The 13,095-nt window shown below is 69.1% G+C and carries 12 protein-coding genes; 5 read left to right on the forward strand and 7 right to left on the reverse strand.

What is annotated here, in order from left to right:
• The first annotated feature begins 6 nt into the window (after positions 1 to 6).
• Genes tpiA through G3I17_RS04070 form a run of 3 tightly spaced genes read left to right on the forward strand, consistent with a single transcriptional unit; the run spans position 7 to position 1,427 of the window.
• On the forward strand, positions 7 to 822 hold the full coding sequence (gene tpiA / locus G3I17_RS04060; RefSeq protein WP_164594061.1) for a triose-phosphate isomerase: 816 nt from the start codon (positions 7 to 9) through the stop codon (positions 820 to 822).
• Positions 819 to 1,052 carry a preprotein translocase subunit SecG gene (gene secG / locus G3I17_RS04065; RefSeq protein WP_164594063.1) on the forward strand — a complete coding sequence of 78 codons (234 nt, stop codon included), beginning with the start codon at positions 819 to 821 and terminating at the stop codon, positions 1,050 to 1,052. Before tpiA ends, secG begins: the two co-directional genes overlap by 4 nt.
• A 15-nt stretch (positions 1,053 to 1,067) precedes the next feature.
• Positions 1,068 to 1,427: an RNA polymerase-binding protein RbpA gene (locus G3I17_RS04070; RefSeq protein WP_164594065.1), complete on the forward strand. Its 360-nt coding sequence runs from the start codon at positions 1,068 to 1,070 to the stop codon at positions 1,425 to 1,427.
• 84 nt (positions 1,428 to 1,511) lie between these two features.
• Here G3I17_RS04070 and G3I17_RS04075 read toward each other — a convergent pair whose 3' ends face one another.
• Positions 1,512 to 2,342 (reverse strand): isocitrate lyase/phosphoenolpyruvate mutase family protein, encoded by an 831-nt coding sequence (locus tag G3I17_RS04075; RefSeq protein WP_164594067.1) that lies wholly within the window; start codon positions 2,340 to 2,342, stop codon positions 1,512 to 1,514.
• Between the two features lie 130 nt (positions 2,343 to 2,472).
• On the opposite strand from G3I17_RS04075, the gene G3I17_RS04080 reads away from it, so the two are divergent.
• Entirely contained in the window at positions 2,473 to 3,012 is a 540-nt protein-coding gene (locus tag G3I17_RS04080; protein WP_164594069.1) for a DUF3558 family protein, read from the forward strand.
• On the opposite strand, the gene pgl is transcribed toward G3I17_RS04080, so the two are convergent.
• From pgl to tkt, 6 genes are read right to left on the reverse strand one after another with little or no spacing between them, the layout of a single operon-like run.
• Positions 2,998 to 3,771 (reverse strand): 6-phosphogluconolactonase, encoded by a 774-nt coding sequence (pgl, locus tag G3I17_RS04085; protein ID WP_164594071.1) that lies wholly within the window; start codon positions 3,769 to 3,771, stop codon positions 2,998 to 3,000. The genes G3I17_RS04080 and pgl overlap by 15 nt on opposite strands.
• Positions 3,768 to 5,024, reverse strand: a complete 1,257-nt coding sequence (locus tag G3I17_RS04090) for a glucose-6-phosphate dehydrogenase assembly protein OpcA (RefSeq protein WP_164594073.1) — start codon at positions 5,022 to 5,024, stop codon at positions 3,768 to 3,770. The genes pgl and G3I17_RS04090 overlap by 4 nt, the downstream gene beginning before the upstream one ends.
• A complete protein-coding gene (zwf, locus tag G3I17_RS04095; protein ID WP_164594075.1) occupies positions 5,021 to 6,571 on the reverse strand; it encodes a glucose-6-phosphate dehydrogenase in 1,551 nt (516 codons plus the stop codon). The genes G3I17_RS04090 and zwf overlap by 4 nt, the downstream gene beginning before the upstream one ends.
• Positions 6,568 to 8,181 (reverse strand): glucose-6-phosphate isomerase, encoded by a 1,614-nt coding sequence (locus G3I17_RS04100; RefSeq protein WP_164594078.1) that lies wholly within the window; start codon positions 8,179 to 8,181, stop codon positions 6,568 to 6,570. The genes zwf and G3I17_RS04100 overlap by 4 nt, the downstream gene beginning before the upstream one ends.
• A complete protein-coding gene (gene tal, locus G3I17_RS04105; protein WP_164594080.1) occupies positions 8,178 to 9,287 on the reverse strand; it encodes a transaldolase in 1,110 nt (369 codons plus the stop codon). The genes G3I17_RS04100 and tal overlap by 4 nt, the downstream gene beginning before the upstream one ends.
• 34 nt (positions 9,288 to 9,321) lie before the next feature.
• Positions 9,322 to 11,499 carry a transketolase gene (tkt, locus tag G3I17_RS04110; RefSeq protein WP_164594082.1) on the reverse strand — a complete coding sequence of 726 codons (2,178 nt, stop codon included), beginning with the start codon at positions 11,497 to 11,499 and terminating at the stop codon, positions 9,322 to 9,324.
• A 371-nt stretch (positions 11,500 to 11,870) separates the two neighbouring features.
• Between tkt and G3I17_RS04115 the strand changes: the two genes are divergently transcribed.
• The gene (locus tag G3I17_RS04115) at positions 11,871 to 12,785 is read left to right on the forward strand and encodes a heme o synthase (protein WP_203589741.1); all 915 of its coding nucleotides are present in this window, start codon (positions 11,871 to 11,873) and stop codon (positions 12,783 to 12,785) included.
• Positions 12,786 to 13,095: the final 310 nt, after the last annotated feature.

The following is a 13,095-nucleotide window of genomic DNA, read 5'->3' on the forward strand; positions in this document are numbered from 1 at the left end:
CAAGGAATGGCTGGCTCTGAGGTTTCGGCCGCCCGTACGCCGTTGATGGCGGGCAACTGGAAGATGAACGTCAACCACGTCGAGGCCGTGCACCTGCTGCAGAAGCTGAGCTGGACGCTGCAGGACAAGAAGCACGACTTCGAGCGGGTCGAGGTGGCGGTACTACCGCCGTTCACCGACATCCGCAGCGTCCAGACGCTCGTCGACGGCGACCGGATGAAGATCGTCTACGGCGCGCAGGACATCTCCGTGAACGACGATGGCGCGTACACGGGCGAAATCTCGGCGGCGATGCTGACGAAGCTCGGCTGCAGCTACGTGCTGGCCGGCCACTCCGAGCGCCGGCAGTACCACGGCGAGGACGACGCGACCGTGAACGCCAAGGCCACCAAGGCGCTCGCGGCCGGGATCACCCCGATCGTCTGCGTCGGCGAGGGGCTCGAGATCCGCAAGGCCGAGGGGCACGTCGAGCACTGCCTCGGCCAGATCGAGGGCGCGATCGCCGGGCTGAAGCCGGACGACGTCCGCAAGATCGTGATCGCCTACGAACCGGTCTGGGCGATCGGTACCGGCGAGGTCGCCACCCCCGAGGACGCGCAGGAGGTCTGTGCGGCGATCCGGGGCCGGCTGGAGGAGATTTCACCGGCAGTGGCCGACTCGGTACGGATTCTTTATGGGGGGTCGGTGAAGATGGCCAGTGCAGGTGGCATCATGGCCCAGCCGGATGTCGACGGCTGCCTGGTGGGCGGAGCTAGCCTCAAGGTGGACGAGTTCGCCGGTATCTGCCGTTACCTGGACCTTCAGTTAGGCTACTCCTCGTGATTCTCGCTTTCTCGATCGTCGTCATCATCTGCAGCCTGATCCTCACGGCGCTCGTGCTGCTGCACAAAGGCCGCGGTGGCGGCCTTTCCGACCTGTTCGGAGGCGGTGTCTCGTCCAGCCTGGGCGGGTCATCGGTAGCCGAGCGGAACCTGGACCGCATCACGATCGGCATCGGCCTGATCTGGTTCGCGGCCATCGTCGGGCTCGGCCTGCTGTACAAGCTCGGCTGAGAGGGAGTAGATCCCGTGGCTGGTGGTGGCAGTGCTATTCGTGGCAGCCGGGTAGGTGCCGGACCGATGGGTGAGGCGGAGCGCGGCGACACCGCGCCCCGCCAGCGGGTCGTCTTCTTCTGTGCCAACGGGCACGAGACCGCGACGGTGTTCGCGGTGGAGGCGGCCGTCCCGGCGGCCTGGGACTGTCCGAGGTGCGGTCTGCCGACCAGCACCGACGTCAACAACCCGCCGCCCCCCACCAAGATCGAGCCGTACAAGACGCACCTCGCGTACGTGAAGGAGCGCCGCAGCGAGCAAGAGGCCGCGGAGATCCTCGACGAGGCCCTGCAGAAGCTCCGCGCCCGCCGCGCCCGCGGCGAGATCATCTTCTGACTCTGGTACCCCAGCAGCGCCCGGTTGTCGAAGACAGCCCGGGCGCTGCCTCGGTTCTCCCACAAGATCTGAAAAACTGACCTGTCAGGCGGATTCTCCGGCTGACGTGTGCTGGGCGAACAAGTTGTTGAGTTCGGCCTGGGGGATCTGGTGGGTGGCGAAGGTCATCGTGCCGGTGGTCTGGAGTTCCTGGGCGGCTGCGCGGATGAAGCCGAGGGCTGCTCTGGCGATGCTGCCGCCGAGGCTGATTCGGGTGACGCCGGCGGCCAGGAGGTCGTGGGTGGTGAGGGTGCTGGCGCCCAGGCCGATCACGACGTTGAGGGGGCCGCTGATCTCCTTGACCAGGGTGGCGATCGTGTCGAGGTCGTTGACGCCGGGGATGTAGAGGCAGTCGGCGCCGGCTTCGCGGTAGAGGTTGGCGCGGCGGATCGAGTCCGCGAGGCTGGTTGGCGTCTTGAGTAGCTGGCCGTCGGTACGGGCGGTCAGGACGAAGTCGGGGCCGGCTGCTGCGCGGGCCGCGGCGATGCGCTCGACGGACAGCGACTCGGCGTACAGGGTCCGTCCGTCGTAGTCCTCGATGTTGCCGCCGGCCAGGCCTGCTTCGCGCGCGAGGGTGATCGTCTCGGCGACCCGCTCGGGGCTTGCGCCGTACCCGTCCTCGAGATCGCCGTTCACCAGTACGCCGGAAGCCTCGGTGAGCTGCTGGATGCGCTCGAACATCTGCTCGCGGGAGACCGACGGCGCCCCATCGGGCAGTGTGTGGTCGCCCTTGGCGAGCGAGAAGGCGATCCCGGCGCTGGTGGTCGCGATCGCGGCGAAGCCGGCCTCGGCCAGCAGGACCGCGCTGCCCGCGTCCCAGGCGTTCGGCATCACGAATCCGGTGGTCGCGCTGTGCAGCTCTCGGAAGGTCGTCATAGCGGCCATCGTGCCACCCGGACCGTTCGGCGGCCGTCGAACAGTCCCCCGGTGAGAGGCGGGTGAGATGGCCCTGAAACGGCCCGCGGGCGACGATCAGCGGGTGAAGAAGCTAAGCGGGGGAAAGCACATGATCAAAGTTTTCGCGACCACGACGTTGCTGGCGTTCGCGCTGGCCGGCTGCACGGCGGCCCACACCGAGGTGACGACCCAGGCCACACCGACCGATCAACCGACGAACCAACCGACGAATGAGGCGAGCAAGCACGCGGGGGAGCAGGGCGGCGGTAAGTTCCCGGACCCCTGCAAGCTGATCACCAAGGAGGACGCCGCGAAGACCCTCGGCGAGCCGACGGAGGAGGGCGTGTTCGACTCCTTCGGCGCCGAGCCCGACAAGGGCGGCCACTGCGAGTTCGACGCGACGGCCGGCAACGGCAACAACGTGATGATCACCGTCGGTCCCGAGGAGTTGATCCGGCCGTCGATCGGCGAAGGCGGCGAGCCGGTGGCGGAGCTCGGCGACGAGGCGAGGGCGGCCAACGGCATCCTCTTCTTCCGCAAGGGTGACGTCGAGTTCCTGATCACCGAGGTGAAGAACCGCCACGACGGCTCACTGCTGCCCGGCACCCTCTTCGTCCCACTCGCCAAGATCGCCCTAGGAAACTTGTGAGGCAGCAGCTTCGTCGATGATCCAGAGGGTCCGGTCCAGGCCCTTCGGGATCGCGGCCGGGAGGTCGCTGGTGCCGGACAGGGCATCGGCGACCGCCTCCGCCTTGTCCTCGCCGGATACGACGAACCAGGTCTCCCGCGAGTTCGCCAGCGCCGGGAAGGTCAGCGACACCCGGGTCGGCGGCGGCTTGGGGGAGTCGAAGACCGCCACCGTCGAGGTCTCCACGACAACCCGCGCCGGGTTCTCGGGGAACAGCGACGCCACGTGCCCATCCGGCCCGACACCCAGCATCAGTACGTCGAACGCCGGTACGCCGTCGCCGTCGTCCGGTCCGGCCGTCGCCGCCAGGGTCACGGCGTACGCCTCAGCGGCCGCCTCGGCGCCCTGGCCGGTGTCGGCGGGCATCGAGTGCACCAATGCCGGATCGACGTCAACGTGGGACAGCAACGCGTCCCACGCTTGGGTGTCGTTGCGCTCCGGATCGCCCTCGGGCAGGAAACGCTCGTCACCCCACCAGAACTCGACCCGGCGCCAGTCGATCGCACTCCGGGCCGGGGACTCCGCCACGGCCCGGTAGATGACCGCAGCGACGCGGCCGCCGGTCAGTACGACCTGCGCGACCCCGCCGTTGCTCTGGACGTCGATCAGCTTGGTGATGAGCCTGGCCGCGACGGCGTGGGCCAGGCCCTCGGCGTCGCGGTTGATCAGGATCGACCGGGGCGGTGGGGTGGGAATTGTATTCAACGCAGTCTCACTCATGACCGGCCGGCCACCCTCTTGCTCGTGCTCTTCTTCGATACCGTCTTCTTCGCGGCAGCCTTCGTCGCCGGCGCGGACTTCTTGGCCGCCACCGCCTTCTTGACGGCCACCGACTTGCGCGCCGACTTCGCCGCCGCACTCGCCTTCTTGGCCGCGGGCGCCTTCGACGAGGCCTTCTTCGCCGCCGGCTTCTTGGCTGCTGCCTTGCGGCCGGCCCCGGCTGCCTTCGCCTCGAGCGCCGGCGAAGCCGCCTTGCCCGAGACGCTCGCAGTACGGTGTGCTGCCTTCTCGGCGGCGCTCTGCGCGGAGCGCCGGTCGGCCTCGCTGACGATCTTCGCCGACTCGGGCATCTTCTCCCGCTTGACCATGCACGCCAGCGTCTGCGCGTACACATCGTCCGGGTCGAGGCGCCGCAGCTCCTCGCTGAGCAGCTCGGACGTGTTCCGCCGCTTCAGCGCCACCGGCCGGTCAGGCTGACCGGGGATGCTGAACGTCGCCACCGCGCCGTCCGGCCGCGTCAACGCGATCGGACCGGCCGGTGTGAACATCCGTACTGCGGTGATGCCAGGCCCGCGCGAATTGCGCTGCTCCACCGGTACGCCCAGCCGGCACTGCAGCCAGGCGGCCATCAGATCCGCACTCGCGTTGCCCTTGACGGACACCACCTCGGCGCCGCTGACATTCGTCGGGTACTGGTCGAGCGCAGCGGCCATCAGGGCCCGCCACGGGGTCAACCGCGACCATGCGAAGTCCGTGTCGCCCGGCGCATAGCCCTCGGCGCGCGCAGGGAAGTCGACGACGGCTCGGCGGGTCGCGGCCGCATCGGTCACCCGGCGGCGGCCCAGTGCTCCCAGCGGGTCCTCGTGCGGCACCTTTGGCCCGCCACCCGGCCACCAGACGATGACGGGGGAGTCGGGCAGCAGCAGGGGCGTGATGACGGATTCGGGCACCTTGGCGAGCTCGCCGTGCAGTCGCAGCAGCACCGCCTCGCCAGGGATCCCTTCACCGACCCGTACTTCGGCGTCGAGGCCGCCCGGGCCCCGGCCGGGACGCAGGATCGCCACGAGCACCCGCGAGGGGTGTTCGCGACCGGCCTCGTTCGCCGCCTTCATCGCGTCGTGGTGCGACGACTCGTCGACGACCACGACGATCGTGCCGACCATGCCCATCGCCGGCGAACCGGCGTTGCGGCGGGCCTTCAGCAGCGCCGACGCGATCTCGCTCGACGTCGTACCGGTGAGGTCGATGATCATGGCCGCCTCCAGGCGCGTCCGTCGCGGGCGAGCATCTCGTGGGCCGACGACGGGCCCCAGGCGCCCGAGTCGTACTGCTCCGGCTTGCCTTGCGCGGCCCAGTAGTTGATCACCGGGTCGAGGATCTTCCAGCCCAGCTCCACCTCGGTGTGCTGCGGGAACAACGGCGGGTCGCCGAGCAGGACGTCCAGGATCAGCCGCTCGTAGGCCTCCGGCGACGACTCGGTGAACGAGCCGCCGTACGCGAAGTCCATGTTCACGTCCCGGATCTCCATCATCGTGCCGGGCACCTTGGCGCCGAACCGCATCGTGATGCCCTCGTCGGGCTGGATCCGCATCACCAGGGCGTTCTGGCCGAGCTCCTCGGTCTCCGTCTTGGTGAACGGCAGGTGCGGCGCGCGCTTGAACATCACGGCCACCTCGGTGACGCGACGGCCGAGCCGCTTGCCGGTCCGCAGGTAGAACGGGACGCCGGCCCAGCGGCGGGTGTCCACGTCGACGCGCAGGGCGGCGAAGGTCTCCGTCGCGGAGTCCTTCGGAATGCCGTCCTCCTGCAGGTAACCCTTGACCTTCGTACCGCCTGCCCAGCCGGCCGCGTACTGACCGCGGGCGGTGTGCAGGTCGAGGCGCTCAGGCAGCCTGACGGCCGCCAGCACCTTCTTCTTCTCCTGCCGCAGTGACCACGCGTCGAAGCTGACCGGCTCCTCCATCGCGATCAGGGCGAGGAGCTGGAGCAGGTGGTTCTGGATCACGTCGCGGGCGGCGCCGATACCGTCGTAGTACCCGGCGCGGCCGCCGATGCCGATGTCCTCGGCCATCGTGATCTGCACGTGGTCGACGTAGTGGCTGTTCCAGACCGGCTCGAACATGGCGTTGGCGAACCGCAGCGCCAGCATGTTCTGGACGGTCTCCTTGCCCAGGTAGTGGTCGATCCGGAAGACCGCCTCGGGCGGGAAGACCGACTCGACCACGTGGTTCAGCTCACGAGCGCTCTTCAGATCGTGCCCGAACGGCTTCTCGATCACCACCCGGCGCCACGAGCCCGGGTTCTCCTTGGTCAGCCCGTGCTCGCTCAGCTGCTGCACGACCTGCGGGAACAGCCCCGGCGGGATGGACAGGTAGAACGCGTGGTTGCCACCGGTACCGCGGTTGACGTCCAGCTCGTCCACCGTTTCGCGCAGTCGCTCGAACGCGGCGTCGTCGGTCAGGTCACCCGGCACGAACCGGAAGCCCTCGGCCAGTTGCTGCCAGACCTCCTCGCGGAACGGCGTCCGGGCGTGCTCCTTCACCGAGTCGTGCACGATCTGGGCGAAGTCCTGGTTGGTGAAGTCGCGCCGGGCGAAGCCGACCAGGGCGAAGCCGGGCGGCAACAGGCCCCGGTTCGCCAGGTCGTACACCGCGGGCATCAGCTTCTTGCGGGCCAGGTCACCGGTGACGCCGAAGATCACCAGGCTGCAGGGCCCGGCGATCCTCGGGAGCCGGCGATCCTGGGGATCCCGCAGCGGGTTCACCGGGCCGGTCGACTCCTCGTCGAGCTCTGCGGTCATGCGCCGCCGTCCTCCGCTTTATCAGATGCATCGAGTAGGGAGATCAACTGCGCGACACCGGTGGCGGGGCCGGTGAGGTGCAGCCGTAGTACCGGGCGGCCACGCTCGGCCAGGACTCCGGCGTCACCCGCGGCCTGCGCCGAGATAAGCGTGCCGAAGCTGAACGGACGGTCCGGGATCTCCACATCGGAAGACTCCGACGTGGTGATCTGCAGGAAGACGCCCTGCGGGTGGCCACCCTTGTGGTACTGGCCGGTCGAGTGCAGGAAGCGCGGACCCCAGCCGAAGGTGACCGGACGCTGCGTACGGCTCGCCAGGGCGGGCCGGATCGCGACGAGCTTCTCGTCGCGCGCGGAGTCGAGGTAGGCCATCACGGCGACGTAGCCGTCGTCGGCCAACTGGCCGAGTAGGGAGTTGAGCGCACCCTGGACGGTATCGACACCGTCCAGCAGACCGTCGGTCCCACGGACCTCGATCGCGCCATCGGTGAAGGCAGCCGCCTCGGGCTCGGGCTGTGCGTCCAGCAGACCGCGGGCGGCGTTCTTGGCGCTCTCGACATCCGGCTGGTCGAACGGGTTGATCCCGAGCAGGTAGCCGGCCACCGCGGTCGCCGTCTCCCACAGCAGGAACTGCCCGCCGAGCGAACCCGACGTCAGAGCGGTTGGCACGCCGCTGGTCGCCTTGTCAGCCAGCAGCGTGTGGACGATGTCCGACCAGTCGCTGTTCAGCTCGGGAGCGTGGACACCCTTCACGGCGACGGGCAGGACGCCCTTGCCGTTCTTGCCCGTGCTCTCGGCGATCAGCTGCTCGGCCCAGTCCGGGAACCCGACGATGTCGGAGCCGTCCGCGGCCACGATCGCCTTGTCCCGGCCCGCGCTGGCAGCCAGTACTGCGCCCAGCACGAGCGCCGGGTTGTCGGCAGAGTCGGCCTGAAGCGCGGGAGCCGCCTCGGCGGCCTGGTCCAGGAGCTCAGCCACGTCGGCCCCGGCCAGAGCCGAAGGGACGAGCCCGAAAGCGGTCAGCGCGCTGTAGCGGCCGCCGACGTTCGGGTCAGCGAAGAAGGTTTTGCGGTACCCCTCGTCGGCCGCCAACTTCTCGAACGGCGAACCCGGGTCGGTGACGACGACGACCCGCGTGGCCGCGTCGATCCCGGCGTCGGTGAACGCCTTGACGAACACGCGCCGCTGGCTGTCGGTCTCGACAGTCCCGCCGGACTTGCTCGACACCACGATCACGGTGCGCTGCAGGTCGCCGGCCAGCGCCCGGGCGATCACGCTCGGGTTGGTCGAGTCGAGTACGACGAGCTCGACGCCCGCCGTACGGGTGATGACCTCGGGGGCCAGTGACGAGCCGCCCATACCGGCCAGCACGATCCGGTCCAGGCCCTCGGCTCGCAGATCGGCCTGCAATGCCTCGATCTCGGCCAGCAGCGGTCGCGAGGTGTCGTGCAGGTCGACCCAGTTCAGCCGGATCGCCGACTCGGCCTCGGCGTCCGGACCCCAGATGGTGGCGTCCTTCGCGGCGATCCGGGAGGCGATCTTCTCCGACACCAGCCGGTCGATCGTCTCGGCCCACTCGCCGTTCGCGGTGGAGACAGCGGGTGTGGTCACTTGGCGGCCGCCTTCAGCGCCGCCGTGACGGTGTTCTGCAGCTCGGTCCAGGACACCTCGAACTTGCTGACGCCCTCGTCCTCGAGCACCTGGACGACCTCGTCGTAGGAGATGCCGAGCGCCTCGAGGTCCGCGATCACCTTGCGGTCACCGTCGTAGTCGGCGCGGACGGTGTCGCCGGGGACGTCACCGTGCTCGGCGAACGCGTCGATCGTTGCCTGCGGCATCGTGTTGACGACCCCGCTGGTGATCAGCTCCTCGACGTACATGGTGTTCTTGTACGCCGGGTCCTTCACACCCGTCGATGCCCACAGCGGGCGCTGCGGCTTGGCGCCGACGGTTTCGATCTCGCGCCAGCGGTCGGAGGAGAAGATCTCCTCGTACGCCTCGAAGGCGAGCCGCGCGTTCGCGATCGCGGCCTTGCCCTTCAACGCCTTCGCCTCATCGGTGCCGATGGCATCGAGTCGCTTGTCCACCTCGGAGTCGACCCGGCTGACGAAGAAGGACGCCACGCTGCCCAGCTTGGTCACGTCGTGACCGTTGTCGATCGCCTTCTCGACACCGGTCAGGAACGCGTCGACGACGGCCTTGTAGCGGTCCAGCGAGAAGATCAGCGTCACGTTCACACTGATGCCCGCGGCAAGCGTCTCGGCGATCGCCGGGATGCCTTCCTTGGTCGCCGGGATCTTGACGTAGACGTTCTCCCGGCCGACGGTCGCCCATAGCTCCTTGGCCTGGGCGATCGTCTTCTCGGTCTCCCGGGCCAGGCCCGGCTCGACCTCGATCGAGACCCGGCCGTCGACACCCTCGGTGTCGTCGTACACGGGCTTGAACAGGTCGGCGGCGGCGCGGACGTCGTCGGTGGTGATCACCCGGATCGCCTGGTCGGTCGAGACGCCCTCGGCGCCGAGCCGCTGGACCTGCTCGGCGTACGCGTCGGCGTCGGAGATGGCCTTGGCGAAGATCGTCGGGTTGGTGGTCACCCCGCTGATGTGCTGGTCGTGGATCAGGTTCTGCAGGCTGCCGCTGGTCAGCCGCTGCCGGGACAGGTCGTCGAGCCAGATGGAAACGCCGGCATCGGCGAGGTCTTTCAAACGATCGGTCATGTCCGAAGCCCTCCGAATGTTCTGCTGTGGTTGCTTAGTTGGTGGCGTTGGAGTCGGCCGGTCCAACCGGTCCGGCCGCGGCACGTCCTGCCGCTACACCGCTGCCACCGAGCTCGGCCGCCGCGGCGATGCTGTCCTTCGCGGCCTGCACGACGGCGTCGCCGGTGATGCCGAACTCCGTGTACAGCCGCTGGTAGTCGGCCGAAGCACCGTAGTGCTCCAGGCTCACACTGCGCCCGGCGTCGCCGACCAGCTCGCGCCAGCCGAGCTTGATACCGGCCTCGACCGAGACGCGGGCCCGCACGCCGACCGGGATGACGGAGTTGCGGTAGTCGTCGTCCTGCTCGTCGAACCACTCGCGCGACACCAGCGAGACGACGCGGGCCTTGATGCCCTCGGCTGCCAGCGTCTTGCTCGCCTCGACGGCCAGCTGCAGCTCCGAGCCGGTACCGATCAGGATCACGTCGGGCGTGCCGTCGGTGTCGAGCAGCGTGTACCCGCCCTTGTGCACGTTCTCCGTGGTGGCGTAGCCGTCCGTACCGCGCGGATAGGTCGGAACGTTCTGCCGGGTCAGCACCAGGCCGGCCGGGCGGTCGGTGTGCTCGAGGATCGTCGCCCAGGCGGCGGCTGTCTCGTTCGCGTCGGCCGGGCGGACCACGTCCAGTCCCGGGATCGCCCGCAGGGAGGCCAGGTGCTCCACCGGCTGGTGGGTCGGGCCGTCCTCGCCGAGACCGATCGAGTCGTGCGTCCAGACATAGGTCACAGGCAGCTTCATCAGCGCGGCCAGCCGGACCGACGGGCGCATGTAGTCGCTGAAGACCAGGAAAGTACCGCCGTATGGCCGGGTGCCGCCGTGCAGGGCGATGCCGTTCAGCACCGAGCCCATGCCGTGCTCGCGGATTCCGAAGTGCAGGACGCGGCCGTACTCGTTGCCCTGGAACTCCTTCGTGGCGTGCTCAGCCGGGATGAACGACGGCTGGCCCTTGGGAGTCGTGTTGTTCGAACCGGCCAGGTCGGCCGAACCGCCCCAGAGCTCGGGCAGCTCCGGCGCGATCTTGGTGAGCACCTCGCCGGAGGCGGAGCGGGTGGCGACACCCTTGGCGTCTGCCTCCCAGCTCGGCAGCACGTCCTTCCAGCCGGCCGGCAGCTCACGCTTGGCGAGGCGGTCGAACAGCCCGGCCTGCTCGGCGGAGGCCTGGCGCCACCCGTCGTACTTGATCGTCCACTCGTCCTGGAGCGACTTGCCCCGGTCGAGCGCGCCGCGGGTGTGGGCGATCACGTCAGCGGCGACGTCGAAGGCCTTCGCCGGGTCGAGGCCGAGGATCGTCTTGGTCGCGGCGACCTCGTCGGCGCCGGCGGCCGAGCCGTGGATCTTGCCGGTGTTCTGCTTCGTCGGGGCCGGCCAGCCGATGATCGTATGCAGCCGGATGAAGGTCGGCTTGTCGGTGACCGCGTGGCCCGCCTCGATCGCGTCGTACAGGGCCTGCACGTCTTCTTCGTAGCCCGAGCCGCCGTTGGTCCAGTCGACGTCGTGGACGTCCCAGCCGTACGCCGCGTAGCGGGCGGCGACGTCCTCGGAGAACGCGATGTTGGTGTCGTCCTCGATCGAGATCTTGTTGTCGTCGTAGATCAGCGTCAGGTTGCCGAGCTGCTGGTGACCGGCCAGCGAGGAGGCCTCGGAGGAGACGCCCTCCTCCAGGTCGCCGTCGGAGGCGATCACGTAGATGTTGTGGTCGAACAGGCTTTCGCCCTTGGCCGTCTCCGGATCGAACAGGCCGCGCTCGCGGCGGGCCGCCATCGCCATCCCGACCGCGTTGCCGACGCCCTGGCCCAGCGGACCGGTGGTGGTCTCGACGCCGGGGGTGTGGCTGTACTCCGGGTGGCCCGGGGTCGCGCTGCCCCAGGTGCGCAACGACTTCAGGTCGTCCAGCTCGAGGCCGAAGCCGGCCAGGTACAGCTGGATGTAGAGCGTCAGGCTGGAGTGCCCGGCCGACAGTACGAAGCGGTCACGGCCGGCCCAGTGGGGATCGGCCGGGTTGTGCCGCATCACCTTCTGGAACAGCAGGTACGCGGCGGGGGCGAGGCTCATCGCAGTACCGGGGTGGCCGTTGCCGACCTTCTCCACGGCGTCCAGCGCGAGGACCCGCACGGTGTCGACCGCGCGCTTGTCGAGCTCGGTCCAGTCAAGCTTGGGGCTGGTCTTCTCCGTCACGCCGGCGGCGCTCCTCTCGATGGCTGCTGACACTGCAGTTACTGACGCCCGAGGGTCCGGCCGGACGGTAGCGTCCGACGCCGTCGCGCCCCCGCGCGTCACCGTGAGCGAGCCTACTCGCCCGGGCGTCCCGAGCCCTTCATACCTCCGCAACCGGAACCGGCCTGTCGTTGTTCCCCAGCTGCTCCGGGCGTCTGTCAGATCACATCCGACACCCCGGTATGGGTGGGTGTCGGCGACTCCTACGGGGCGTCGTAGACTGTCGAACCGTCAGCGCCGGTCCCCGGCGTCAACCCACTGTTTTCGAGGTGTTCGTGACGGCCGTCGATCCGCGTCCAGCCGCGACGACGGCGTACCCGGCGCCGCTGCCGATGGACCCAGCCCTCGAGGTTGCCGCTCCTTCGGTGCGCGACGTGATCAAGGCGTACGTCGGTCTGACCAAGCCGCGCATCATCGAGCTCCTGCTGATCACCACCGTGCCGGTGATGTTCCTGGCCGCCGGGGGAGTCCCCGGGCTCGGCGTCGTCTCCGCCACCCTGGTCGGCGGGATCCTCGCTGCCGGTAGCGCGAACACGATCAACTGCGTGCTCGACCGCGACATCGACCAGCAGATGCGCCGGACCCGCCGCCGCCCGCTGCCCCGGCACGCGGTCAGCCCGCGCTCGGCGACCGTCTTCGGCATCGTGCTGGGCATCCTGGCGACGATCGAGCTCGGCCTGCTGGTCAACTGGCTGTCGTCCCTGCTGGCGCTCGCCGCGAACGCGTTCTACGTGTTCGGTTACACGATGGTGCTGAAGCGCCGGACCGTACAGAACATCGTCTGGGGTGGGATCGCGGGTTGTTTCCCGACCCTGATCGGCTGGACCTCGGTCACCAACTCGCTGGCCTGGACCCCGCTGGTGCTCTTCGGCGTCGTCTTCTTCTGGACCCCGCCGCACACCTGGGCGCTGGCGATGCGCTACCGCGAGGACTACGCCTCGGTAGACGTCCCGATGCTCCCCGTAGTCGCCACCGCCGTCCAGACGGCCCGCCAGATCCTGGCCTACTCGATCCTCATGGTCGTCACCTCGATGGCCCTCTGGCCCGTGGGCGGCACCGGCTGGGTCTACCCCCTGGCGGCAGTGATCCTCGGCGTCGTCTTCCTCCGCGAAGCCTTCGCCCTCCTGGCCCGAGCCAACACCGGCGCTGACGGCCCTGCCCTCCGCCCGATGCGCCTGTTCCACTTCTCCAACATCTACCTGGCCCTGCTCTTCATCGCCGCAGCCATCGACCCACTGCTCCGCTAGTACCACCGGGTCGCCCTTCTACGTCGCCGCACTACCGCCACCCGCCCGAGCCCGCCGCTCTTGCGTCGCGCATGAGCGATCGCCGATCGGCCGCTCCTGTGGCAAGCCGTCTGAGGGGTCAACCCCTCAGACGGTGGGTTGCCTGGCCAGAATCTCGCGGGGCAACCCACCGTCTTGGGGGCTAACCCCTCAGACAGGGCGCTCGGGTGCGAGCCGGCCGCCTCTGGGGCTGTTGGAGGTGTCGGGTCGGCGACTTTGTGCACCACCTGAGTGGATTGCCGGCCCCGAAACGCTCAGGTCGTGCACAAGG

The organism is Streptomyces sp. SID13031 (assembly GCF_010548305.1).
Lineage (GTDB): Bacteria > Actinomycetota > Actinomycetes > Propionibacteriales > Kribbellaceae > Kribbella.